Source organism: uncultured Thiodictyon sp. (assembly GCF_903946935.1).
In the GTDB taxonomy this organism is placed as follows: Bacteria; Pseudomonadota; Gammaproteobacteria; order Chromatiales; family Chromatiaceae; genus Thiodictyon.
In genome coordinates this window covers 13,381-35,587 of sequence record NZ_CAJAXH010000231.1, presented here as the reverse complement: position 1 = coordinate 35,587, position 22,207 = coordinate 13,381, and the positions used below count along the sequence as shown (strand labels likewise).

Below are 22,207 nucleotides of genomic sequence, written 5' to 3'. Positions count from 1 at the left end.
GGTCGAATGCCAGAGATATGGAATCCATTCCATAGTCCCGAATGGCCGTACCTCCCGGATCGTTCGGCTCAGGGTCGAGGTGTCGTGATGTAAGCACATGTTTTGCAAGTGGTTACTGATTCTGCTCCACTGCGTTCGATGCTGGCACGTCGTGTGCTTTATACCAATCAAGCGACCGAGCCGGCAGGATGCCACACCGGGAAGCCCTGACCCCGTCAACGCAATTGAGCGGATCAGGCGACTCGATCAACGGGGATGGGTGCAAATGGATTCATCATACGACCCAGGCCCGGTAGGTTCGCTTCCGACGCACACTATGTGCATTCTTTCCGACGTTCAGAGGGTAAGATAATGGCAAAAGTCGCCAATTCCACCGATTCCTCCAGTCTGGCCGAAGTCGTTGACCGCATTCTGGATAAAGGCATCGTGATCGATGCGTGGTTGAAGGTCTCCCTGGTCGGTATCGAGCTGCTCGCCATCGAAGCCCGTGTGGTCATCGCCTCGGTCGAGACCTACCTGAAGTATGCCGAGGCCATCGGCCTCACCGCCCCCGCCGCCGCGCCGGCCTGATAGCGCATTGAGCGCCTGCGAGATGCCGTTTTGATGCCATAGGCAGGCGGACGGCATCGCCTTAACCGGGTCGGGTGGGAAACCGCGCGAACCCGGTTTTCGGCTGTGCGTGATTCCACTTGCTCTTGGCCTGATTCAGTCAAAGTGAGAGCACCAGTGACAGACAAGGCGAATAATTCGAGCGCGGCGGCCGGGCGCTATATCTACGCGATCGTCTTCGATCGGGGCCAGCAAGACCTGGGGCCGATCGGGCTGGAGGGGGCCGAGGTCTACACCATCGCCGATGCGGGTGTCGCCGCGGTGGTCAGTAACCTCAAGGCCGCCCGCATCCGCCCCCAGCGCCGCAATATGGCCGCCCATCAGGAGGTGTTGAAGCAACTGCTGAAAACGGTCACGCCGCTGCCGACCGCCTTCGGTCTGCTGGCGGACGACGATGCCGGACTCCTGCGCATCCTGCGCGACAATCACGAGGTCTTTGTCGACCAGCTCAATCGGGTGGCCGATTGCGTGGAGATGGGCCTGCGCGTGACCTGGGATGTGCCCAATATCTTTGAGTACTTCATCGCCGTCCACGCCGAATTGCGGGACCTGCGCGATGACTTTTTCAGCGACGGCCCTAACCTGTCCCAGGACCAGATGATCACCCTGGGTAGCCGCTTCGGTGCCCTGCTGGACGAGGACCGGGAGACCTATACCGAGCAGGTCGAGACCGTGATGCGCACCTGTTGCCGCGAGATCAAGCGCAACAAATGCCGCAACGAGAAAGAGATCATGAACCTCGCCTGCCTGGTGCGCCGCGACGACTTGCAGCGCTTCGAGGCGGTGGTGGGGCAGGCGGCCCACCCATTCGATGACAATTATGCCTTCGACTTTACCGGCCCGTGGGCGCCGCACAATTTCGTCGAGATGGACATCCAGCTCTGATCGGACGGCAGCGCCGCACCCTAGACCGAATATGTCACGCCAAGGCGCCAAGGCGCCAAGCACGCCAAGTTCTTGAGTGTGAGAGCAGTATCAGGAATGTTGGCGATTTCGTCGGCGCGTCGATTCGGGTGCCCGTTATCGACTCATTGACTGTTTTCTTGGCGATCTTGGCGTCTTGGCGTGAGACTTGTGAGAAATCCAGGCTAGCCCCTCATGACACCGCTGCGGCGGTGTCATGCCCTCTGCGCCGCGGCCAGCCGCGACTGCGCCGCGAAAAACCGCATCATCTCCCGCGACGCATCGGGCCCCCGGTCATCGGTGAAACGGCCGCGGTCGCTGCCGCCGGACCAGGCGTGACCCGCCCCATGCACCAGCCAGTGCTCGGCCATCACCGTACCGTCAGCCCCTTCATGCACCCTTTGGGTATAGGCATGACCGGCCCCCGCTTGCCCGGTATTGACCTGCGCCGCCCTCCCAGTCGCAATGGACTGGGTCATGATGTGCTCACTGTTGCGCGGATGAACCGTCGAGTCGCGGTCGCCATGGAATACGATGATCGGTAGCCCATGCAGGTCGGCGCTGGCGGGCGCCGCGCCGCCGCCCCGCATGGCCGCCATCCCGGATACCAGGTCGGTCGCCGCCGCATAGGGTAGGCCGGAGTGTACGCCGATGGCGGCGAAGAGATCGGGATAGGTGACGCCCATGATCGCCGCCATCGCCCCGCCGGCCGACATCCCGGCACAATAGATCCGTGCCGGATCGACCCGGTAGGTCGCCATCACCTCCCGGGTCATGCCCGCGATGATGGACGGCTCGCCCTGGTCGCGCTGTTGATCGCCGGCGTTGAACCAGTTCCAGCACCCGCTGCCGCTGGCCGCCGGGTACAGCACCAGGCAGGGCTGCTCTTCCGCGATCGCATTCAACCGGGTGCCGGCGGCGAAGTCGTCCGGGTCCTGACCGCAGCCATGCAGCATGACCACCAGCGGCAGGGCCTGATCCGCATAGACGGTCGGGATATAGAGCTTGTAGGCGCGGGTGCCGGCCTCATTGGTGAAGCTGCCGGTGAGGAATTGGCCCGGCGCGGCGGGGGCGGCGTGAGCGCCCGTGCGCGGTGCCGCCACCGGCCCCTGCGGCGGTGCCAAGCGGCCCGCTTTGGCCAACCAGTCGGCCACCGTGTCGCCGGCCCGCTCGATCAGGTCCGCGGGCGCGCCGTCGCGCCGGGTGGTGGGGTTGCCGGCCCAGGCACCAGCGGCCATCAGGTCGCGCAGTGTCTGCTGAATCTTGCCGGTGGCGGCGACTGGACCGTCGTGTTGCAGCCGGGCAATCGCCTCGCGCATACCGGCGAGCATCTGTTCGTTCATCGTTGTCTGCTCCTGTGCGTTTCTACCGTGAAGGTCGCGCCGGGAGCGCGCTCCACTTCTCCCTCCCCTATTGGGGGAGGGCGGGGTGGGGGAACGGTCAAGGCGCCCGCCACGTTCATCGCCTGGGCTGGTGCGGGCGCCATGGCCGTTACCGGATGCGTCCGGCGAGCGCGGCCTTGACCGCCGGGCTGGCGTGCAGGGCGCCCAGCACCACCAACGACTCGATGGTGGCCAGCGCCAACTCCGGTGAGACGTCGGCGGCGATGCTGGCGAGCCCCAGCACCTGGATCTGCAGCCGCTGCCCCGCCTGCTGCACGGCCTCCAGGTCGGCGCGTGAATAGTGTTGCAACCCGAGGACCAGGCTCTTGCGGGCGATGGTCTGGCGCAGCGCCTCGGCGTGCGTCGTCAGTTGGTTACGGATCGCGGTGCGGATCAGGTCGGTGCGGTTGGAGTAAAACCCCTCCTGCACCAGCAGGTCGATCTGTCCGAGGTCGACGAGCCCCAGGTTGATCGTAATCTTCTCGCTGTCGGCGCCCTTCGGTCGAATATCGTGTACAGTCATCTCGTGCCTTTACCATCCGCTGACCATCTGCATGGATGGTATATTAGACCTCCCACGGGTTTTGTCAAGGCCGGATGCGTCCCCGCGGCCGGCCTTGGGTGCGCGGGAGACTCGCAGCGCCCGGCCGTACCATTGCTCCTAGAAAGAGCAGTTGTCACGCCAAGGCGCCAAGCTAGCCAAGGCTTTTCAGTGCGTTATCAGCCCTGCGACAGTCACCCGGACCGTGATCTGGATAGTGGTTCTACCCGATTGTATTTCTTGGCGAGCTTGGCGCCTTGGCGTGAGCGATTCCCGGGTTTAGGTTGATTGACAAGGCCACCGCCGCCCCCAGAAGGCGCTGGCCACAAGCCCGCCCTCAATGCTCTAATCGCCCCGTCACCATCCACGCCCGAGGCAGCGGACCATGCCGGAACCCCAAGCCCCAGCCCAGAACCGGGACCAGACCGCTGACGGTGCGCCGGGCGGCGAGTATGACCTCTTCCTCTCGCACGCCACGCCAGACCAACCCTGGGTCCTGACGCTTGCCGAGCGGCTTAAGGCCCTGGGGCTGCGCGTCTTCCTCGACTGCCAGGACATCGGCCCGGGCGACAACGTCGTCATCCGCCTGAGCGACGCCCTGGAGCGGAGCCGGTATCTGGCCCTGATCGTCTCCCAGCACACCCCCGAGCGGGCCTGGGTGAAGCAGGAATGGACCAGCTACATGGCCGGTCACGGCCCGCTCGGGCGCCTGCTGCCGCTGCGCATCGACCCGGTGCGCCTCCCCGCTATCCTGGCCGCCACCCTGGCGATCGACGCCACCGACCGCGATGCCGCACGCGCCGCCGATGCACTGCTGCGGGTCGTCGGCGACCCGGCCCGGTTGCCGCTCGCCGACCGCCGCCGCCTGGTCCTGGGGCGCGACCTGGTCTTCGTCCTGACCGCGCACGAGGGCGCGCTCGCCGTCACCGACCCCGAGGGCCAGACCCGGCAGGTCCCGGTGCCCTGGGCCGACCCCGGTTTCCGCCTCGCCTGGCTCGACTATGCCCGCCTGCAACGCCTGCCCGTCGCGCCCGGCCCCGCGCGCACCGACCTCTTCCGCCAGGCCCGCGCCCTGGGCGGGCGGCTCTTCCGCACCCTGTTCGACCCGGCCGGCGCCGCCCGGCTCACGGCACTGATCGGCCCCGACCGCCCGCGCCCGGTCATCCAGGTCCGCGCCGACGACCCCGCCCTGCTCGCCCTGCCCTGGGAACTCCTGAACCCCGGCGACCTGCCTGGGGACCCGGGGGGCGACGACCGCTTCCTGGTCCGCGACGGCCTGATCGACCTGCTGCGCACCGACACCGGCGGCGGCACGGGCGACGGGCTCAACCTGCTCAAGGCCCCCACCGCCCCCTTCCGGCTGGTGGTCAACGTCTCGGCCCCGGAGGGCTCGCTGCTCGACTGGGAGGCGGAGTCCTGGCGCTTGAGCCGCGCCACCGCGCAGCGCTGCCCCATGGTCCCCACCGAGCGGGGTCACCGAGGTGGTCGGCTACGGCGGCCCCATCGTCGATGCGCTCTCCACCCGCGCCGAGGAGGCGCTCTACCAGGCCATCGCCGAGGGGCTCCCCACCCGCGACGCGGTGCGCCAGGCGCGCGCCGCCCTGGCCCGCCCGCTGGGCGAGGGCGAGCCCCGCCACCGCCCCGGCGAACCGGCCCCGACGCGGGGCGCCCGCGCGGCGCCCGCGGCCGGCGCCGACCCCTTCCCCTTCGCCTGGGCGCAGCTCGTGTTCTACCGCCGCGGCCCCGAGTGGCCGCTCTCCATCCCCGCCCCGGCCGGGCGGCCGCCAATCGAGGAACAGCCGCAGCGCCGCTTCCGGGGTCCGGGCAACCGCCGCGTCCTGAGCGCCGGCTTCATCGGCCGGCGCCCCGAGCAGCACGGCATCCGCCGCCGGCTGCGCCGGGGCGAGCGTGTCCTGGTCATCCAGGGCCTGGGTGGCCTGGGCAAGAGCACCCTGGCCCAGCAGGTCCTGCCCTGGCTCAGCCCCGACGGGGTGGGCGTCTGCACCCTCTGGTGCCAGGAGACCGTGGGCCACCGCGACCCGGCCGAGGCCCTGGTCGGGCAGTTGCTCGAGTGGTGCCGCGGGCGCTTCGGGCACGACTGGGAGCCGGTGGTCCAGCAGGTCGACCGCGTCGCCGACCCGGCGCGGCGCTTCCTGGCCTTCCTCCAGGTCGCGATCGACAACGCCCCGGGCCTCGTCCTCTATCTGGACAACCTGGAATCGCTCCTGATCGGCCCCGCCGCCGTCCCGCCTATGGGGGCAGGAGCGGGCGACCCGGAGGACCCCGACGCCTTCGCCGACTGGGCGGGCCCGGCGCTCGCCACCCTCTGGCGCGAGACCGCGCGGCTCGCCCAGGAATCCGGGCGCCTGCACCTGCTCGCCAGTTGCCGCTACCGCAACCCCGACCTGGCCCCGGCCACCCTGCCGCTCGGCCCGCTCCCGCCGGATGCACTCTACCGGCTCACCGGCTGGCACCCGGCGCTCGCGCGCCTGCACCCCGAAACCCGCGCCCGCCTGGCCGGGCGGCTCGCCGGCCACCCCCGCGCGGTGGACTATGCCGCGGACCTGGTGGCCGACGCCCTGGCCTGCTGGTGCGACCGCCACGGCGACTGGGCGCTGCCCGTCCCGCCGGGCGCGGCGGACCTGGAACGGGAGTGGACCCGACTGGTGGAGCCCGCCCTGCCGCGGGTCGCCGCGCTCCTGCAGGACGACCTGCTGCTGCGGGCGATCTGGGAGCGGGTGCTCGACGACCCGGCACGGCGCTTCCTCTACCGCATGACCGCCCTGCGCCGCCCGGCCGACTGGGACCTGCTGCAACGGCTCGGCGACCCCCAGGCCCCGACCGAGGCGGTCGAGGCCACCGCGCAGCGGCTGCGCGCGACCTCGCTCTTGGAGCAGGAGGAGTCGCGCGTGCGGCGCCCGGGCGGCGGCACCGACCGGGTCCTGCGCTTCGCCCTGCACCCGGCCACCCTCGCCTTCGTCACCGCCGCCTATCCGCCCGACCCGCCCCTGCTGCGGGCGGTGCATCGGCGGCTGGGGGACTACCTGGAGGCGCAGGCGCAGGACTCGCCCGTTCTCGAGGTGCGCATTGAGGCCGGTCATCACCTCTTCGATGCCGGTGAGTTCGATCGGGCCGAGGGACTGCTCGGCCCGGCCGCCCAGTGGCTTCAGGAACACGGCCGGGTCCGCGAGGGCCTGGCGGTGCTGGCGCCCTTCCTGGACCTGGCCGTGCAGGCCGGCATGGACCGCGGCCGGGTCGGGCGGATACTCGGGACCATCGGGTCGGCACATCGCTTGCTGGCCGAGGTCGAGAAGGCCATCGGGTACTACGAGCAGGCACTCGTCATCCACCGCGAGATCGGCGACCGGCGCGTCGAGGGCGCCGCGCTCGGCAGCCTCGGCCTCGCCTACGCCCGCCTGGGCGAGGTCGAGAAGGCCAGGTCCCTGCTGCAACAGGCCCAGTCCATCGGCGAGCAGATCCGCGATCCGCAGATGGTCCGCGCCGCCACCGCGGCACTCGCCGCCCTCCCGCCGCCCGCGCAATGACGGGACCGGGCGATGGCGCGCCCGAGCCGGGCGGGGCATTCGCCCCGCCGCGAACCGTTTCTTCCGCCCGCACGCCTCCCATCAATTGGTCGAGGCTTCAGCCGGTGGACGACCCGCCGCGGCCCGGGTCTCCGGGAGTGGGTGCAAGGGCGCCGACCCGGCCGGTCGTTCGCCGTGTCTAATCCTAGAAAGAGCAGTTCGCACGCGAAGCCGCGAAGAACGCGAAGCGATTTCAGTGTGTTATCGTCGTCGTCCTGGACACCCGCCTGGTGAACGACGCGTGAGATCTAACTTTTTGTTCTTCTTCGCTTTCTTCGCGGCTTCGCGTGAGGAACTGCCGAATTTAGGCTAATGGGTAGCCGGCCACCGCTCGCGCCAATAGCCGGGCCGGCGCCGCAGGTGGGCGTAGGCGACGATCAGGATCTCCTCATTCAAGGCCGTGCTTCTTGCGTAGCTGCGCCATCGCCTCGTCGGAGTCCACCGCCTCCAACTCGCGCCGTCCATAGGCCGCCAGACGGTCCAGGGACTCGTTGACCCAGGCGGCCTCCCAGGCGGGGTCCGGCGGCGCCACCATGTCATGCAGTGCCGACAGCAAGGCCGCCTGCTCGGCGGGCGCAAGCCGGCGTGCCCGTTCGACCAAGTTGTGGATGCGGCTGTTCATGTGAACCATCTGTATCCGATTGCATTGTAAGGACCGGCCATCCGATTCCCGGCGTGCCCGCGGACGGGGCCGCAGCCGCCCGGGTCGCGATCGATGATAAGGCCATAGAGTAAGGCCCCTCCTCGCCCGGCCGTCAAGTGCCGATGGACGAAGTGCCCGCGCCCCGGGCACCGGTCCCCGTGACGGGAGACGCGACCGTCCTTGCGAATCCCGCCCCCGGGCCGCATTAGGCAGGCTCCGTCCGCCATTGTCCGCCAGCCCCCACCGGAGATGCCCATGAAAGCCAGAGCCGCCGTTGCCTGGGCGCCCGCGCGCCCACTATCCATCGAAGAGATCGACGTCGAGGGTCCGAAGGCGGGCGAGGTCCTGCTCAAAGTCGTCGCCTCCGGGGTCTGCCATACCGATGCCTTCACCCTGTCCGGGGCCGATCCGGAGGGCGCCTTTCCGTGCGTGCTCGGCCACGAGGGCGGCTGCGAGGTGCTGGAGTGCGGACCCGGCGTAACGGGGCTCAAGCCGGGCGACCACGTCATCCCACTCTACATCCCGGAGTGCGGCGAGTGCGCCTATTGCCACTCCACCAAGACCAACCTGTGCCAGTCCATCGCGTCCACGGTCTGGACCGGCTACATGCCAGACGGGACCCGCCGTTTTTCCCAACACGGCAAGCCGATCTTCCATTACATGGGCTGCTCGACCTTCTCCGAATACACCGTGGTGCCGGAGATTGCGCTCGCCAAGATCAACCCGGCGGCGCCCTTGGACAAGGTCTGCCTGCTCGGCTGCGGCATCACCACCGGCATCGGCGCGGTGTTGAACACGGCCAAGGTCGAGCCCGGCGCGACGGTGGCCGTGTTCGGCCTGGGCGGCATCGGCCTCTCGGTGGTGCAGGGCGCGGTGATGGCCAAGGCGGGGCGGATCATCGCCATCGACATGAATCCGGCCAAGTTCGAGATGGCCCGCCAACTGGGTGCGACCGATACACTCAACCCCGCGGAACTCACCGGCAGCGTCATCGAGGCCATCGTGGAGATGACCAACGGCGGCGTGGACTATTCGTTCGAGTGCATCGGCAACGTGGATGTGATGCGCGAGGCCCTGGAGTGCTGCCACATGGGGTGGGGCGTGTCGACCATCATCGGCGTGGCCGGCGCCGGGCAGGAGATCCGCACCCGGCCATTCCAGCTGGTGACCGGCCGCACCTGGAAAGGCACGGCCTTTGGCGGCGTGAAGGGCCGCAGCCAACTGCCGGGATATGTCGAGCGCTACCTGGCTGGCGAGATCGAGGTGGACCGCATGGTCACCCACACCATGCCACTGGAGGACATCAACCGCGCCTTCGACCTGATGCACAGCGGCGAGAGCATCCGCTCCGTCATCCTCTTTTGAGCACGCGCCCCATGCAACAGATCGAACACATCCGCGAATTCGGCGGCTGGCTGAATCGCTACACCCATGATTCCGAGAGTTGCCAGTGCCGGATGACCTTCTCGGTCTATCTGCCGCCGCAGGCGCAATCCGGCCCGGTACCCGCCGTGTATTTCCTCTCCGGGCTGACCTGTACCGACGACAACGTAAGGGTCAAGGCCGGCGCCCAGCGCTATGCGGCCGAATTGGGCCTCGCGCTGGTGATGCCGGACACGAGCCCCAGGGGGGCCAACGTGGCCGATGAGCCGGACCGTTACGACCTGGGTCAGGGTGCCGGTTTCTATGTGAACGCCACCCAGGCGCCCTGGGCCGCGCACTATCGGATGTTCGACTATGTGAACCTGGAGCTGCCGGCCCTGTTGGAGCGCACATTGCCGCTGGTGCCGGGGCGCCGCTCCATCACCGGCCACTCCATGGGCGGTCACGGCGCCTTGATCAGTGCCCTGAAACATCCGGGTGTCTACCGCTCGGTATCGGCTTTTGCACCGGTCTGTCATCCGACGGACTGCGACTGGGGCCGGGGCTGCTTCAGCGCCTATCTGGGCGATGACGAGGCACTCTGGCGGGACTGGGATGCGACCGAATTGATCCGTGCGGGTGCGGCACCAATCCCGTTGCTGATCGACCAAGGGACCGCCGACGAGTTTCTCGCCGCCGGGCAGCTCAAGCCCGAGGCGCTGGCGCGTGCCTGCGAGGAGCGGGAATTTCCCCTCACCCTGCGGATGCAGCCCGACTACGACCACAGCTATCACTTCATCGCCACCTTCATCGGCGAGCATCTAGCTTACCATGCGCGGGCATTGGCCTGAGTTGATCATTACTCTGGGCACCGAACCGCACCCTCGCGCTCGTGACACCGCTCCAGCGGTGTCACGCATGTGTCAGGCGCTCTGCGCCGCGTGAGCCGGTGGCCGGCTAGTCAAGGCCGCAGGGTGCATGGATTGGCCCGCCTGAGCGAGCCCCAGATGAAGTAAACTATCGGGTAATACCTTGGGAGAGGCGACGCCCATGATCGTGACCGCCAAGTTCCACACCACCACCCAAAGGGTCCCCCGATGACAGCCATTACACTGGATTTGCCGGATTCCCTGGTACGGCAGGCAGACCAGGCCGCGCGACTCATGCAGCGCCCCCTGGAGCAGGTACTCGCTGCGGTCCTAGAAGCCGCCTTGCCAGCATTGGACGACATACCGCCGGAACTTCAGGCCCGGCTTCTGGAAATGACTTGGCTGGGCGACGGACCGCTGCTTGCAATCGCTCACGGCACCCTATCGGAACCTGAGCAACAGCGTCTCTCGGACCTCGGACAGCGCTCCGCCAATCTGACCCCCGGGGAGCAGGCGGAGCTTGCGCTGTTGCGCGACCGTTACGGTGAGCTAACCCTGCGCAAGGCCCGTGCCTATGCGCTGCTCAGCATTCGTAGTGGCAAGGCATTACTTGGACAAGCGGCGGCGGCTTGATGGCCGATGGCATCTCAAAGGCACTGCGAGAGCGGATTGCTGCCGCTGCACAGCAGCGCTGCGGTTACTGCCTGACCGACCAGCGTGTCAGCGGCGCGCAGATGCATGTGGAGCATATCATTCCGCGTGCCCGAGGCGGCAGCTCCCAGGAATCGAATCTCTGGCTGGCCTGCGCTTGGTGCAATAGCTACAAGGGAATCCAGGTCGAGTCGCAAGATCCGGAAACCGGCGCGAGCGTTGCACTATTCAATCCACGTCGACAGCGTTGGATCGAGCATTTCACATGGAGCAAGGACTCAACCTGCATCCTCGGCTTGACGGCTACCGGACGGGCGACCGTTGCCGTGCTGAATCTCAACAATCCATACATAGTTCCGGCGCGTCGACTCTGGGTGGTCGCCGGGTGGCATCCGCCAAAGTGATCGTGTTGCCGGCAAGCACCAACGCGATGCTCTCGCAGACAGCAAGGATAAGGATCTAATTGAAATTAGATTATTCTGGTGCGGTCATACGTGAATACCCTGACGCTGTTCCTTTAGAAAAAGACGCGAATTCAATAGGATGGCGCATAGGGCGATTTTTCGCTACCCGGCCTACGTACTAGCGAGGAAGACGCAAAGATGGCGATTTATGACGGGGCTGGAAATAAAATTCGGCGTAATGCGCTGTGCCCATGTGGAAGCAAAAGGAAGTTTAAACACTGCCATGGAAAAGAAACGGCGCAAGGCCTATTAGGTTCTGCCGATGACGTTGCTGGATTTCTTGAGAAAAACTTCTATAAAGCAAGGGCCAATCGGGTTGCATTTGAGGAAAAACACGGGCGCGTCAATCCGATAATTTCGGGTCATTTCAGAGACTGGCGCTTCGTGGCAGTGGGTGACGAGCTGCATTATTCGAAGATCGCGGAAACGAAATACTTTCCGGATTTTCTAATGAACTATATCGGTTCAAAATTGGGTTCTGAGTGGGGTATGTCAGAGCTAGAAAAGCCAATTAAGGATCGACACCCGGCTCTCAAGTGGCATGATAGCTTGTCCCGTTTCCAGAAGAATGAAAAGCCTGACGAAGATGGAGTCTATCGCTCTAGTGGAAACGGTTCCTTGGTGTCGTGGTACCGACTGGCGTATGATCTCTACCTACTAAAACACAACGCCGATCTGCAAGAAAGGTTACTGAATCGCATAAGGAATAGAGCACAATTTCAGGGTGCGCGATTCGAGCTTTTTGTGGCTGCCTCAATGATAGTCGCTGGCTTCGAGATAGCATTTGAGGATGAGGCTGATAGTACTTGCAAGCATACTGAATTCTTAGCTACACATTGTTCAGGCATGAGAATTGCTGTTGAGGCAAAAAGCAGGCACCGCGATGGAGTCTTAGAATACAGGGCGCCTCCGAGGCGATCTGGGAAGGATCAATGTTCCAGGGTTGGCGTCGAAGGTCTAATACGGAAAGCCCTGGCAAAAGATCCGGATACGCCTTATTTCATATTTATCGATTTAAATTTGCCATATCTGGATGCAAATTTAGATGCGCAACCTTGGTTGCAGGAGATCAACGAAACTGTAAGAAAAGTCCTCCGCGATTGGTTGCCGGGCAAATTTCCAGCAAACGCGATATTTTTCTGCAATGACCCAACGTATCAAAGCCCTGAAATACCTCCCGAAGAAAACAGTTTTTTGTGTTATACAGTGGAAATAGACACCCCAAGGCATCCGTTAGCTGATCAGCAGATAATAAGGCATGTGGCCCAATCAATAATGAGGCGAAATAACATACCCAATGAATTTCCTGAACAGGAAACCTTAACTTAACAGGCATTGATCATCGTTCCGGCTAGCGACCATCTTCATGGAGTCCAAGGCTTCAGCCTTGGTCCTGGGGACTCTGGGGACAGTATACTTAATTCCCCAACTACCGCGAAAGCGACACAACCCCTTCATCGTCGAGCCTTGTGTATAACGCGAAAGCACACCCCCATCAGATTCGCGATAATCGGACGTACCGCCATACTCCGATACTTCGCTCTAGCCTTCGGGCTTCAATGCGAATTCCGGGCGACATAATCACGCTGCACGCAATCCATACGCGATTGCCAGCCCGCCCCTGTTGATTTGAAGAAATCGACCACCTCTGGGCTATAGCTCACGGATACCAGAACCTTCTTGCTCTCGGCCCTGGGGCGCCCCCTCATTGCCCGTATCGCCACCATGGCGGCAAGCTCCGCGTCGGTCAATGGCTGTGCGTCAGGGTCGTTCCGCGCGGCAGCGATGATTGCGGCATCTTCTTCGGGCGTTGGCGCAACGATGGTTGGCGGCTTAGATGTTCTCGACATAGCGCTTCACCTCGCTAACTGTCGCGCGGCGCAGACCTTAGCGCACGAGCCCCAGCGCGGTGCGCAGCGTGACGGCGTCGCCGATGAAGCGGATGGCCGTGATGGTCCCGCCCACCGACGCCACCAGGGTCACCTTGCCCGGCGCGCGGGGCAGCATGGCCGTCTCAGCGGCGGTGCGCCCCAGCACGATCGGGTAAGGCCGTTTACGCAGCTTTGGCAGCGCGAAGGCCGCGGACACGAGCGCCGGCATCCCGCTGATGTCGGCGACGTAGCGGACCTTGGCGGCGTCGAGCGTCTGGGCGGTCTGGCCTTCGAGGGCTGTCTCGACCACCGCCGAGGGGGCGCGTTCGGCGGTGAAGATCAGATAGTGTGTGGTGGTTGCGATGGTCGCGGGCGCATCGTGCTGGTCCTTCAGGGTCAGGACGGGCAGGCGGGAACCGACCTGCAGCGTAGCCGCGGCGAGGAGTGCGGAAAACAGGAGTAGGGAGAGAAGAATGGCGGTTTTCATGGAATAAGCCCTTGCTGTGGTCGCGCCGGTGACTGTACACCGAATTTGCCGTCGCTTGCTTCCACCGCAATGGGCTACCACGTCTGCGCAACCACCAGGGTCGGCAATGTGGCACCTTGGTTAGGTTTGGGCATCCACCACGCGGAGATCATCATGACTGCTCCAACCGCCAGCCGTCTCCTGCTCAGCTATCTGGGCCTGGTGCAATTTCTGTTTCTGCTGACCTGGGCGGTCTACGCGATCTTTCTCGGCGATCTACTGGCCAAGCTCGGGCTGCCGAAGGCGTTCGCGCCGCGTCTGCTGTTGTTGGACCAACTGCTGTTCGCCTGCGCCGATATCGTGCTGGGGCTCTATGCCGACCGGGCCATGCGCCTGTTCCGGGGGCTCGCCCCGGTGGTGCTGGGTTTGAACCTGATCGCCTGCCTGGCCTTCGTCGCGTTGCCCCTGCTGCGGGTCGGCGATGCGGCGTTATTCGTCGCCTTGGCTGCGCTGTGGGTGTTGACCTCCTCGGTCCTGCGCGCACCGCTCTATGCGCTGATCGCCCGGCGCGGCCATGCGCCAGGGCGTGCCACCGCGGTCGCCCTGCTGGGCATGGGGCTGGCCGGTGCCTTGGCGCCTTACCTGGGAACGGTGCTCAAGGGCGTCGATCCGCTCCTGCCGTTCGCCCTGTCCGGGGTCAGCCTGGCCTTGGCGACCCTGGGCTTCGCGGCCTGGGAGGCGCGCCAGCGTCCGGCCGACCGCGTGGTGGACAGCGTCCCCCGGCCGGCCTTCACCACCGTCTGGCGCTGGCTGGCGGCGATGCTGCTGCTGGGGGCGGGGCTCCAGGTGCATATCTTTGTCAACTCAGCGCCGCTCTATAAGGGCTTGGCCGACCCGTCCCTGCTGCACTGGCTGTTGCCGGTGTTCTGGATCGGTTTCAGTCTGGCGGTCAGCGCCGGCCAGCCAGTGGTGGAGCGGGTCGGGGCGCGGCGCGCTTTCGCCCGGGCGGCTCTGCTGGGCACGGCCGCCTGCACCGGCTGCCTGGCCGCGCCTAATCTGCCGCTGTTGATCGCCTTGCAGGTCCTGGCGGGTACTGCCTGGGGCGGGGCCTTGCTGGCCGGACTCATGGGGGTCGGCGGCGTCGGTCGGCACGGGCGCGAGGGCCTGTTCGTGGGTACACTCTTCGCCAGCCTCGCGCTGGGGGCGGCCGCGCGCGTCGGGCTGACCCTGGCCGGCATCCCATTCTCCGCGCAGGTCACCCTGCCGTTGGCGGCGGCGCTGTGGGGGGCCGGGGTGCTGCTGTGCCTGACTTGGCTGCGGGCGCCATCCGGCGCGTCCGCGTCGAATTAAGCGCCAGCCTGGCGACGTCGCCCCTTTTCCCAAAGGCTACGATGGTAGCGTAAAACCTATCGCAGTAGTCGGAAACACCCATTGGAGATTGGACGGTGCGGTCTGTATCTTGTGAATCGTAGGCACTGAGCGGGGTCTGTCGGGTTGCTCCCCCCGATCCGGCAGACCTCCAAGAAGCCTTTAAATAGTATACGAGACGACTAATCCAAGGTGATCATCATGAGTGACGAAGACCTCCGTTCCAAGAGCAACCACGCCTTTTGGTTGGCCATTGGCATCACGCTGGTACCCCTGGTGCCCTACGCCCTGAGCGGCGCCGGGGTTTAACCCACCACCACGCCCGAATGAAGCCTCAAGACCTGCGCGGCCCCGACTGGATCGGGGCCGTGTGCTATGCGCTTGACTATTTTCTTGGCTTTGCCTTTTTGGCGGTGCCACCCTTCTTGAATGAGGGAATGCGAAAGCCTGGACGCTTGATCCGGGCGAGCATTTGGGCAGCGCTCAGGGTCTGCGGGTGCTTGGTGCCGAGGACTTGCCGGAAGATGTCGTAGGCCGCTTGGGCCTGCGTATAGGCCTCGTTGGTCTTGCCGAGCTTCAACAGATAGCCCGCGGTGGTTTGCAAGGCCTTGGCCGTGGCGGGGTGTCGCAGACCGAACAGTTCCTGGTAGATGGCAAGCCCTTGCTGGGTCAGGTCCAGGGCGCGCTGCTGCTCGCCCAGTGCGCTCGAGTAGGTGGCCATGGTGTTGAGGCCGATGGCCGTGTCCGGGTGCCGGTCGCCGAATAGCGCACGGTGGATGGCCAGGGCCTGACCGGCCAATTCCAGTGCCCTTTGCGAGTCGCCCAGTGCATTGGTGAAATAGGCGACGCTCGCCAGCGACGCGGCGGTCGCGGGATGGCGCTCGCCGTAGAGGTCACGGTGAATGGCCAGCGCCTGGCTTGCCATGTCCAAGGCGTGCTCCTGGTTGCCCAGGTTATAGGTGTAGGTGGCGATATTGTTGAGTGAGATGGCGGTGTCCGGATGCCGGTCGCCATGCAGTCCGCGGCGGATGGCGAGCGTCTGCTCGGTCAGCTCCAGTGCGCGCAACTGATCGCCCAGCGTGGCGGCGTAGTCGGCACTATTCGCAAACGACCTGGCCGTATCCGGATGGTCGTCACCAAAGAGCCCGCGGCGGATCGCGATTGCCTGTTGCACCTGCGCCTGTGCGCGCTTCGTCTCCCCGAGCGCGTCCAGCGCGAAGGCCAAGTCATGATGCAAGCAGGCCAGCAGCGCCTGGTCATCGCACCCGTGCTGCTGGTATTCGGCCAGTCCCTGTTCGAGCAGCCGCCGGACCTCGTCCGGCTGGCCGCGGTTCAAGGGCACGTAAATCCGTAGCCAGGTGAGCCGGGTGGCAAGCGTTGGGGCAAAGTGTACCGCGTGCTCATGCCATGCGCGCAAATGGTCCATCTCCGCCTCGAAGCGCGGCAACTGTTGCGGGTCATCGAGCAGGGCGCCGAACCAGGCCGAGACCCGTGCGCACTGTTGCGCCGCCCAGTCGGGTCGATCGGCGATGGCTGATTGCTCGCGATGGCCCTGCGCTACTCGCGGATGCAGCGCATAACGGTTGGTTTCCGGCAGTGCCCGGATGATGGCGCGCCCGGTGCCGAACTCCAGCGCGGCATCGAGTTCGGCGTGGTCCGTGGCACCGACCATAGCGGCCAGTAGGTCGCGACCCATGGCTGCCGGACCGCTCCAGGCGAGTACGTCCAAGACGGCCGGCAAGAGTGGCTGTTCGGCGCAGACCGCCGTGCCGATGCGCAGGACGCAATCCAGATCCGCCCCTTCCCTGCGGTCGTCGCGTAGCCGTTGGAGAGCGTGCTGGAATCCCATCGCACTATGCGCTAAATGGCCGCCCGCCAGTTCCAGGGCCAGCGGCAGGCCGTCCAGGGTATCGGCGATCTCGCGGGCGGCGTCCAATTCGGCCTCGCCATCCGGCTCGCGGTCGGCCGTCTGGATCAATAGCCGCAGTGCTGCCGCCGGGTCCAGTCGATCAATGAAGACCGCCGTGGAATCCGGTTGCTCGGCGCCGCTGGTCATCAGGATGTGTGGGGCTGCGGGCGGTTCGGGCAGGTAGTCGCGAAGCGCCGCCGGGTCCTGCACGTTGTCGAATACGATCAAGCAGTCCGCGACGCTACGCAGCCGGTGACGGGCGATCTCAATCATATAGCGGCGTTCGGACGCGGGCGCGATCCAGCCGGCCTTGACCGCCAGTTCGGCGAGTTGGGTCTCCAGGTCCCCATCGGCGGCCAGCCAGATGACGCCATTGGGGTATTCATCGCGATAGCGATAGGCATATTCTACCGCCGTCTGGGTCTTGCCCAGGCCAGCGAGCCCCTCTAATGCGGCCCCCTGGGTGATATTGGTGCGGCGCCCGGCGCTCAACTGTTGCCGCACCTCATCCAGTGTCGTCTCCCGGCCGATGAACCGATCGCCCAATTGGCGATAGGGCACAGAAAAGACCGGCCGGCGCGGATCGTAGTCGGCGACCGCGCCGGGGGCCGTATCAGGTGTGCGGTCGGTCGGGTTGGTGCTGTGGTCTACCGTCATTCTGCAACTCCAAGCGGATTGGCCGTTAGGCGGCCCGTCCCAAATAGGTTCTTAGCGATGTCTGGCCGTGTCGGAACCTGGTATCCGGTTCCACGCGCGCTTGCGTACCGACCCCAACGGGGTCAAACCAGGGGTGAATTTCGCGGACAGTATATTGACTCTCTCGCGACACCGCTCCTGCGGTGTCCGGTCCGCCCCTAGCCGAGCGCTGCGGGCCGACACGCGTGCCGCTGGCGGCGCAGCCAGGGGCAGAGCCCCGTGACGGTGACGCCCAGCAGGATCGGGCGAGACAGCAGATTGAGCACACCCGACCAAGCGGCGGCCTGGATGCCAGTTTTTCGACCGGAATGACCGGGCAGTACGATGGCCCCTCAGCCCAGCACCAGCTTCCGCCCAAAGGGCACCACCGCATCCTGATAGGCGACCGGCACGGCCCAGATGACCGGCCAGGTGGGGTGCCAGTCGGCCGGCCCCTGGAGGTCGGTGAGGAAGAGTCCCAGGTCGGGGCGGTGGCGGTCGGCCTCGCGCAACAGGGGGGAGAAGTCGGTGCCGCCGCCGCCGTTGAAGACCAGTTCGCGCAGGTTGGAGCGGCCGGGCTCGAAGGTCGCGACCCCGGTGACCCGGTCATCGCCGACGATGACGACGATCCGCGCCTCCAGCCGGCGGCTGGCGGCCTCCACCTCTTGGGCGAAGCGGTCGAGTAATGGGTCCTCGATGGAGCCTGAGCAGTCGACCATCACCACCAACCGCGCCACCGTCCGGGCGGCGGCGCGACCGGGTTCCCAGGGCAGGCGCCCATGGGTGCCGACCCGCCCCTTGTTGGCCTGATAGGAGCGCGACGGGCGCGACCAGGACAGCCCGGGTTGCAACGACAGCCCGCGCGTCAGATGGGTGCGCAGCAGGTGTTCCCAGGGGGTGCGCAGCCGCGGCAGGTCGGCGAGCAGGGTGCGCAGCAGCGAGAAGGCGCCATCGCCGGTGTGGGCGCGCAGTAGGCGTTCGCCCCATTCCCGGGCCTGCTCCGGCGCATTCTCGGGACGGTCCTCGTCCGGGCCTGGCCATAGGTCGTCACGCAGATCGCCGGCCAGGCGCCGGACCTGGGCCGAGCGGGGGCCGTCCGGACGCCAGGCCCCGTCGCTTGCCCCCAGGTTCTCCGTCTCGCCCGCCCGCTCGGCCGCCGCGTCCGGCGATTCGGCCTGGCGCGACCCGCTGCCGCGGCGCCCAGCGGACGGCAGCGACGGCCCCCGGTCGTCGATCGCCCGATAGAGCCGCTCCAAGTCCCAGTCGAGCAGGGCCTGCTCGGTGGAGAGATCGAGCTTCAGCGCATGGCGCAAAACGCCCTCCAGCGTGACCGCGGACCTGGGCAGTTCCAGCCAGCTCAGGTGACCGAGCGCGCTGTTGACGATGGCGTCCGCGCAGCAATTGAAGAGCGGCAGGTCGACGTCCCCCAGCAGGCCGCGCAAGGTCACATAGCGCGGGCGGTGGCGTAGGGCGACATGCAACACCTCGTGGGCGACCAGGCCCGCCTGCTGGGGGAGTGACAGGGACTCAAAGCCGGGGCCGTAGAAGATGGTCGAGCCGTCATTGGCCGCCGTCAGTGCAGTGGGGGCGTCGGGTAGGTCGCGATGATCGATCCACAGGGCCAGCCCCCCGCTGGACGGGGCGTATTCGACCATGCGCTGGATGGCCCGGGTGCCGCGGTGCGTGTAGATGGGGTTCATGGGTGTCCGGATGGCCTTGGGCTAGCTGCCCAACCCATCCGCCTTGCGCTGGTCAAGATAGCGCCGGTAGGCGTCGCTGCCATAGATCGCGGACTCCAGGCCGGACTCCAGTGCGTGTTGGAACAGCAACTCCATCGCGAGTGTCTGCGTCTCGCGGATGGGCAGGGGCGTCTGCCCCCGGGCGTCCGGCAATTGTTCGATGATGGCCAGCGCCCGGGCCAGGCTCAACGCCTCCCGGCTGGCGGCGAGCAGTCCGTAGACCATGCCGTAGAGCGCATCCAGGCTAGTCGGCAGCAGGGCGGCGGTCTCCGCCCCGGGCTTGGCCTCCAGCAGCCGCAGCACGTCTACCCCGGACTGGATCTCCTTGAGCACCCCGAAGAACTCGGCCGCGTTGGCGGCCCCGATACGGCCCTGGACGAAGACCCGCTTGGCCGACTCGGACAGGCCGGACTGGAGCACGTTGGAGATGTCCTCCCAACCCCGCGGGCTGGCGCCGACCAGGTGGTCGTTGGCGAGTTGGGCCGCGGTATCGTCGAGCCGATCCGGGCGCACCTTGAGATAGGCCAGCACCGCCGGGGCGAAGCCCTGCGCCAGGGCGTGGGCCAGGAAGGCGTCGATCACGGTCTGTACGTTGAAATGGAACATGCGATCGGACAGTGCGGTGCCCATGTCATGGGTCACGGCCCCATGAAAACTGGCGTTGCCGGCGGCGATCACCTGCCAGCCGTCCGGCAGGGTGTAATGGCCGACCCGCCGGTCCAGGATCAGCGAATAGGCCGAGATCTGCAGGCGCTGGTCGGCGGCGGTCAGCTCATCGAGGAACAGGATGCCGTTGGGCTCCTGCGGCCCGGGGAGGAACTCGGGTGGGAACCAGACGGTCTTGGCCTGCTTCTCGTCCACCCAGATGGCGCCGCGGATGTCCACCGGCTCGATGGTGGTGAGTCGCAAATCCACCAGCGGCACGCCGAAATGGGCCGCGACCTGGCGGACGATGGACGACTTGCCCACCCCGCGGGTGCCCCACAGCATGGAGGCACGCTGCCGCAGGAGCGGGTCCGCGTACTGTTCGATCAGCGCCGACTTGGCCGCGGCGATGGAGACGGCGGGAATGTTCATGTAGAGGATGCCTGCGTGCGCTGGGCCGGTCGGTCGCTCACCAGACCCCCAGACGCCACGCCAGGGCCAGGCCGCCGCCCGCGAGCGCCAGCAGGGCGACCAGGGCAACCAGGGTGAGATAGACGCGACGGATGGCCGCGGCGCTGTCGCGCCTGACCTCGGCCAGGACCTCGGCGAGCTGGTCCTGCATATTCGCCTCGCTAGCGGTGATGCGCTGGGTCAGTTCCTGCCGCAACTCGGCCTGGAGTCGCTCGCGCATCTTGTGTTCGAGTTCATGCAGGTGCTTTTCCCGTTGCAGGTGGGCCTCCAGGATGGCGGCGTTCTGCGCCCCGGACTGTTCGCGCGGGCCGTCGCCGAGGCCGTCCGGCGCCTGCTCTGTCCTCCCGGTTGGTGGCGCGCCCACCGCCGGTGCCGCGGCCACCCCCAACCCTTCGCGCGTACGTTCGGTGCCCGGCGGCTCAGGCCGTTGCGCTGGGCTCGCGTCCGGCGTCGCGCCCCCGGCCGTGGGCTCCTCCATGCCGAGCAAGCGCCGGTTGCCGGGGATCGATAGCCAGGCCCCCAGGTCCATCGATTGGATCTCATAGGCCGAATCCGCTTTGGCCCCGACCCAGCCCGGCGCGCGGATGGCCGGCGCCGGCTCGGGCGCGCGCTTTGGTGCAAGCTTTTGCAGCAAACGACCGATGCGTTGCGGCAACAGCTCCTGCGAGATGACCAGCGTGGCGCCGAAGCGGGTTGCGCGCTTGGCGTGCCGCTCCCCGGCGGCGTCGTGGACGACAAAGATCGGGATGTTCGCTAAATGTTGGCGCAGCACGACCAGTGCGTCGAAGGTCTTCTCCGGGGCGGCGCTCAGTCCCAGCACAATGGCCTGTAGGTCGTCGGCGACCTCCAGGATCGCCGCCGCGTCATCGCAGACCTGGACGCTCGCCCCGGCGCTAATGAACAGGTTGGACACGTTCTGTTGTGCCGCGCGATCCTTGATGCTGACGGCAATGCGCATTGGTTGTTCGCTCATGGTTGGCAATAGCGTCCTCTAGGGGTGAATGATTCGGGTCAACCACCGCCCGGTGCGTTGCCAGCGCCCCGTCGGTGCCGGCCGCCCGGACGCACCTGGCGGCGCGGGGGGCGGCGCCCAGGCGTCCGCCGACAGCGGGCGGGGGCGGCGGGGCGGTCGCAGGCTGGGCCTCTCACGTATGCCGAACCAGGCGATAATGAGTAAATTGGGCGTATTGAAGGCCAGGAGGCGCAGCACCGAGTCGTGCGGCGGGTCGAAATACAGGATCGCCGGCCCGCACACCAGGGCGCCCAGCACCACGAGTATCCCCGCCAGCCGCCGCCCGACAAAGACCCAACGAGCCAGGCGCAAGCGTTGGTGGAAGCGCCCCGGGGGCTGCCCCAGGGTCCTCACCAAATGCTCGAAGGTCCGCGTCAGTTTGCGCTCGCAGTCGGCGGTGCGCTCTGGTTCGCGCTTGGCCACCCGCAGGCTGGAACGCCACCCCTGGGGGGTGCGCTCCAGCGCCTTCCAGCTCCAGCCCAGGACCGCGAGCAGGTCCTCTGGCAGCGTGCAGGACTGCCCCGGCGCTGGGGTCAGGCGGATCTCGGCGGGCCAACCGGGCCCGGTCATGGTATCGAAGGCGAACCGCAGCACGCCCAGCTCGGCCGTTGCCCCCGCCAGGACCACTCGGTCGGTAGCGGCAGGGCCAGCGGCGTCGGGCACGAGCCGATCGCTCCGGGCCAAGATCACCCCCTGCCGCACCAGGAACCGACCCGCCGCGGGCACGCGTTCCAGCCGCTCGATGAGTCCGTCCAGTGCCTCACCCTCGACGCGCAGTTCGGCCATGAGCCCGGCCTGAGTAGTCAGGGTCCGGGTGAGTCGGTAGACATCGCTCGCCGGCTGCTCCAGGATCAGGGTCTCCTGCAGCACCGGGCCTAAGGGCGGTGCGACCGTGACCTCCCGGGTCTGGAACGCCAGGCGCCGCTCGGCGCGGTCGCTGGCGGCCAGGTCGAGCTGCCGCCCACGGCGGGCCAACGGCTCGACCAGGGCCAGGATCTCGTGATGCGTGAGTGGAGTTGTCGGCATGTCAAGCGCTGCGGATG

At 66.5% G+C, this 22,207-nt stretch carries 19 protein-coding genes and 1 pseudogene; 10 read left to right on the top strand and 10 right to left on the bottom strand.

Annotation, left to right across the window (positions count from 1 at the left end):
• Window positions 1–351: 351 nt before the first annotated feature.
• Both gvpA and QZX93_RS20635 read left to right on the top strand, forming a co-directional pair.
• On the top strand, window positions 352–570 hold the full coding sequence (gvpA, locus tag QZX93_RS20640; protein WP_295391135.1) for a gas vesicle structural protein GvpA: 219 nt from the start codon (window positions 352–354) through the stop codon (window positions 568–570).
• Window positions 571–726: 156 nt separating this feature from the next.
• Window positions 727–1,494, top strand: coding sequence for a GvpL/GvpF family gas vesicle protein (locus QZX93_RS20635; RefSeq protein ID WP_295391136.1), 768 nt, complete (start codon window positions 727–729; stop codon window positions 1,492–1,494).
• A 233-nt stretch (window positions 1,495–1,727) separates the two neighbouring features.
• Here QZX93_RS20635 and QZX93_RS20630 read toward each other — a convergent pair whose 3' ends face one another.
• Window positions 1,728–2,855 carry a PHB depolymerase family esterase gene (locus tag QZX93_RS20630; RefSeq protein ID WP_295391137.1) on the bottom strand — a complete coding sequence of 376 codons (1,128 nt, stop codon included), beginning with the start codon at window positions 2,853–2,855 and terminating at the stop codon, window positions 1,728–1,730.
• A gap of 148 nt (window positions 2,856–3,003) precedes the next feature.
• Window positions 3,004–3,417 (bottom strand): CopG family transcriptional regulator, encoded by a 414-nt coding sequence (locus QZX93_RS20625; protein ID WP_295391138.1) that lies wholly within the window; start codon window positions 3,415–3,417, stop codon window positions 3,004–3,006.
• Window positions 3,418–3,820: 403 nt separating this feature from the next.
• On the opposite strand from QZX93_RS20625, the pseudogene QZX93_RS27495 reads away from it, so the two are divergent.
• Window positions 3,821–4,186: pseudogene (locus QZX93_RS27495) on the top strand (toll/interleukin-1 receptor domain-containing protein); the annotation flags it as partial.
• 730 nt (window positions 4,187–4,916) lie between these two features.
• Complete coding sequence (locus QZX93_RS20615) at window positions 4,917–6,980, top strand: tetratricopeptide repeat protein (RefSeq protein ID WP_295391140.1); 2,064 nt, start codon at window positions 4,917–4,919, stop codon at window positions 6,978–6,980.
• 427 nt (window positions 6,981–7,407) lie between these two features.
• Here QZX93_RS20615 and QZX93_RS20610 read toward each other — a convergent pair whose 3' ends face one another.
• Window positions 7,408–7,641 carry an addiction module protein gene (locus QZX93_RS20610; RefSeq protein ID WP_295391141.1) on the bottom strand — a complete coding sequence of 78 codons (234 nt, stop codon included), beginning with the start codon at window positions 7,639–7,641 and terminating at the stop codon, window positions 7,408–7,410.
• Window positions 7,642–7,917: 276 nt separating this feature from the next.
• Between QZX93_RS20610 and QZX93_RS20605 the strand changes: the two genes are divergently transcribed.
• The 5 genes from QZX93_RS20605 to QZX93_RS20585 all read left to right on the top strand — a co-directional run bounded on the left by QZX93_RS20605 (window position 7,918) and on the right by QZX93_RS20585 (window position 12,337).
• Window positions 7,918–9,027 (top strand): S-(hydroxymethyl)glutathione dehydrogenase/class III alcohol dehydrogenase, encoded by a 1,110-nt coding sequence (locus tag QZX93_RS20605; RefSeq protein WP_295391143.1) that lies wholly within the window; start codon window positions 7,918–7,920, stop codon window positions 9,025–9,027.
• 11 nt (window positions 9,028–9,038) lie between these two features.
• A complete protein-coding gene (fghA, locus tag QZX93_RS20600) occupies window positions 9,039–9,875 on the top strand; it encodes an S-formylglutathione hydrolase (protein ID WP_295391145.1) in 837 nt (278 codons plus the stop codon).
• Window positions 9,876–10,121: 246 nt separating this feature from the next.
• Window positions 10,122–10,526: a hypothetical protein gene (locus QZX93_RS20595; RefSeq protein WP_295391147.1), complete on the top strand. Its 405-nt coding sequence runs from the start codon at window positions 10,122–10,124 to the stop codon at window positions 10,524–10,526.
• Complete coding sequence (locus QZX93_RS20590) at window positions 10,526–10,948, top strand: HNH endonuclease (RefSeq protein ID WP_295391149.1); 423 nt, start codon at window positions 10,526–10,528, stop codon at window positions 10,946–10,948. The genes QZX93_RS20595 and QZX93_RS20590 overlap by 1 nt, the downstream gene beginning before the upstream one ends.
• 198 nt (window positions 10,949–11,146) lie before the next feature.
• The gene (locus QZX93_RS20585; RefSeq protein ID WP_295391151.1) at window positions 11,147–12,337 is read left to right on the top strand and encodes an SEC-C domain-containing protein; all 1,191 of its coding nucleotides are present in this window, start codon (window positions 11,147–11,149) and stop codon (window positions 12,335–12,337) included.
• A 227-nt stretch (window positions 12,338–12,564) separates the two neighbouring features.
• Here QZX93_RS20585 and QZX93_RS20580 read toward each other — a convergent pair whose 3' ends face one another.
• Window positions 12,565–12,858: a BrnA antitoxin family protein gene (locus tag QZX93_RS20580; RefSeq protein WP_295391153.1), complete on the bottom strand. Its 294-nt coding sequence runs from the start codon at window positions 12,856–12,858 to the stop codon at window positions 12,565–12,567.
• A 37-nt stretch (window positions 12,859–12,895) separates the two neighbouring features.
• Window positions 12,896–13,366: a hypothetical protein gene (locus QZX93_RS20575; RefSeq protein WP_295391155.1), complete on the bottom strand. Its 471-nt coding sequence runs from the start codon at window positions 13,364–13,366 to the stop codon at window positions 12,896–12,898.
• Window positions 13,367–13,519: 153 nt separating this feature from the next.
• On the opposite strand from QZX93_RS20575, the gene QZX93_RS20570 reads away from it, so the two are divergent.
• A complete protein-coding gene (locus QZX93_RS20570; protein ID WP_295391157.1) occupies window positions 13,520–14,695 on the top strand; it encodes an MFS transporter in 1,176 nt (391 codons plus the stop codon).
• Window positions 14,696–15,098: 403 nt separating this feature from the next.
• Here the strand turns inward: QZX93_RS20570 and QZX93_RS20565 are convergent, their stop codons facing one another.
• The 5 genes from QZX93_RS20565 to QZX93_RS20545 form a co-directional block, all read right to left on the bottom strand.
• Window positions 15,099–17,279 carry a tetratricopeptide repeat protein gene (locus QZX93_RS20565; RefSeq protein ID WP_295391159.1) on the bottom strand — a complete coding sequence of 727 codons (2,181 nt, stop codon included), beginning with the start codon at window positions 17,277–17,279 and terminating at the stop codon, window positions 15,099–15,101.
• A gap of 371 nt (window positions 17,280–17,650) precedes the next feature.
• Window positions 17,651–18,997, bottom strand: a complete 1,347-nt coding sequence (locus QZX93_RS20560; RefSeq protein WP_295391161.1) for a VWA-like domain-containing protein — start codon at window positions 18,995–18,997, stop codon at window positions 17,651–17,653.
• A gap of 21 nt (window positions 18,998–19,018) precedes the next feature.
• Entirely contained in the window at window positions 19,019–20,113 is a 1,095-nt protein-coding gene (locus QZX93_RS20555) for a MoxR family ATPase (RefSeq protein WP_295391163.1), read from the bottom strand.
• Between the two features lie 37 nt (window positions 20,114–20,150).
• Entirely contained in the window at window positions 20,151–21,125 is a 975-nt protein-coding gene (locus QZX93_RS20550; protein ID WP_295391165.1) for a response regulator, read from the bottom strand.
• An 18-nt stretch (window positions 21,126–21,143) separates the two neighbouring features.
• Complete coding sequence (locus QZX93_RS20545) at window positions 21,144–22,190, bottom strand: hypothetical protein (RefSeq protein ID WP_295391167.1); 1,047 nt, start codon at window positions 22,188–22,190, stop codon at window positions 21,144–21,146.
• Between the last annotated feature and the right edge of the window lie 17 nt (window positions 22,191–22,207).

What these genes read in the sequence shown, in the direction of transcription:
- QZX93_RS20610 (WP_295391141.1), bottom strand. Translation starts at nt 7,641, where the DNA reads ATGAACAGCCGCATCCACAACTTGGTCGAACGGGCACGCCGGCTTGCG.
- fghA (WP_295391145.1), top strand. Translation starts at nt 9,039, where the DNA reads ATGCAACAGATCGAACACATCCGCGAATTCGGCGGCTGGCTGAATCGC.
- QZX93_RS20575 (WP_295391155.1), bottom strand. Translation starts at nt 13,366, where the DNA reads ATGAAAACCGCCATTCTTCTCTCCCTACTCCTGTTTTCCGCACTCCTC.
- QZX93_RS20580 (WP_295391153.1), bottom strand. Translation starts at nt 12,858, where the DNA reads ATGTCGAGAACATCTAAGCCGCCAACCATCGTTGCGCCAACGCCCGAA.
- gvpA (WP_295391135.1), top strand. Translation starts at nt 352, where the DNA reads ATGGCAAAAGTCGCCAATTCCACCGATTCCTCCAGTCTGGCCGAAGTC.
- QZX93_RS20595 (WP_295391147.1), top strand. Translation starts at nt 10,122, where the DNA reads ATGACAGCCATTACACTGGATTTGCCGGATTCCCTGGTACGGCAGGCA.
- QZX93_RS20630 (WP_295391137.1), bottom strand. Translation starts at nt 2,855, where the DNA reads ATGAACGAACAGATGCTCGCCGGTATGCGCGAGGCGATTGCCCGGCTG.
- QZX93_RS20585 (WP_295391151.1), top strand. Translation starts at nt 11,147, where the DNA reads ATGGCGATTTATGACGGGGCTGGAAATAAAATTCGGCGTAATGCGCTG.
- QZX93_RS20590 (WP_295391149.1), top strand. Translation starts at nt 10,526, where the DNA reads ATGGCCGATGGCATCTCAAAGGCACTGCGAGAGCGGATTGCTGCCGCT.
- QZX93_RS20565 (WP_295391159.1), bottom strand. Translation starts at nt 17,279, where the DNA reads ATGACGGTAGACCACAGCACCAACCCGACCGACCGCACACCTGATACG.
- QZX93_RS20545 (WP_295391167.1), bottom strand. Translation starts at nt 22,190, where the DNA reads ATGCCGACAACTCCACTCACGCATCACGAGATCCTGGCCCTGGTCGAG.
- QZX93_RS20570 (WP_295391157.1), top strand. Translation starts at nt 13,520, where the DNA reads ATGACTGCTCCAACCGCCAGCCGTCTCCTGCTCAGCTATCTGGGCCTG.
- QZX93_RS20560 (WP_295391161.1), bottom strand. Translation starts at nt 18,997, where the DNA reads ATGAACCCCATCTACACGCACCGCGGCACCCGGGCCATCCAGCGCATG.
- QZX93_RS20625 (WP_295391138.1), bottom strand. Translation starts at nt 3,417, where the DNA reads ATGACTGTACACGATATTCGACCGAAGGGCGCCGACAGCGAGAAGATT.
- QZX93_RS20550 (WP_295391165.1), bottom strand. Translation starts at nt 21,125, where the DNA reads ATGAGCGAACAACCAATGCGCATTGCCGTCAGCATCAAGGATCGCGCG.
- QZX93_RS20605 (WP_295391143.1), top strand. Translation starts at nt 7,918, where the DNA reads ATGAAAGCCAGAGCCGCCGTTGCCTGGGCGCCCGCGCGCCCACTATCC.
- QZX93_RS20555 (WP_295391163.1), bottom strand. Translation starts at nt 20,113, where the DNA reads ATGAACATTCCCGCCGTCTCCATCGCCGCGGCCAAGTCGGCGCTGATC.